An 896-nucleotide genomic window follows, 5' to 3' on the forward strand; every position below is an offset into this window, starting at 1 on the left:
CGTCACCGTCGAGGAAGAGACCGAACTCGCAACCGGTCTCGTCGGCCCCCTGCGTGTGGCCGTCGGACGCGGCAGCACAGCGTACGTCTCACAGAATTTCATCGGCCAACTCACCGAGCTCGACCGCGGCGACGAACCCGTCACCCTTGTGGACAAACCGGGAATCGAGATAGGGGGTGTGTCCACTGACAAGGGCCGCATCTACTTCACCGAAAGCGTCGGCGGTCCCGGCGTCACTGATCCTCCTGTTGCCAACCTGAACGTTCACAAAAGGGGCGAGGTGTCACTTCTTGCGGACCTGAACAAGTACGAGATGGCCAACGACCCGGACAAGGGCGCTGCCTACGGCTTGCAAAACGTGGACGACGGATGTCTGGCGCTGGTGCCCGAAGCCCTTGGCCGCCACCGCCCACGACGACGACGACCGTCGCTCCCACCGCAGCTGGACCGTCACCGTCGAGGAAGAGACCGAACTCGCAACCGGTCTCGTCGGCCCCCTGCGTGTGGCCGTCGGACGCGGCAGCACAGCGTACGTCTCACAGAATTTCATCGGCCAACTCACCGAGCTCGACCGCGGCGACGAACCCGTCACCCTTGTGGACAAACCGGGAATCGAGATAGGGGGTGTGTCCACTGACAAGGGCCGCATCTACTTCACCGAAAGCGTCGGCGGTCCCGGCGTCACTGATCCTCCTGTTGCCAACCTGAACGTTCACAAAAGGGGCGAGGTGTCACTTCTTGCGGACCTGAACAAGTACGAGATGGCCAACGACCCGGACAAGGGCGCTGCCTACGGCTTGCAAAACGTGGACGACGGATGTCTGGCGCTGGTGCCCGAAGCCCTTGCTCCCTCGGCTCGGCCGCACGGTGGCGAGGTGTATTCCCATCCGTACGCC

The 896-nt window shown here is 63.3% G+C and carries 2 protein-coding genes; one reads left to right on the forward strand and one right to left on the reverse strand.

Translation table 11 applies throughout. From position 1 onward, the window contains the following. Nucleotides 1–88: 88 nt before the first annotated feature. Entirely contained in the window at nt 89–268 is a 180-nt protein-coding gene (locus tag Y705_RS0113495; protein WP_026533241.1) for a hypothetical protein, read from the reverse strand. 127 nt (nt 269–395) lie between these two features. On the opposite strand from Y705_RS0113495, the gene Y705_RS22420 reads away from it, so the two are divergent. Then, nucleotides 396–896: hypothetical protein (locus Y705_RS22420; protein WP_026533242.1), on the forward strand; the 501-nt coding region annotated here is incomplete at its 3' end.

This window comes from Arthrobacter sp. H41 (assembly GCF_000520535.1).
In the GTDB taxonomy this organism is placed as follows: domain Bacteria; phylum Actinomycetota; class Actinomycetes; order Actinomycetales; family Micrococcaceae; genus Arthrobacter_D.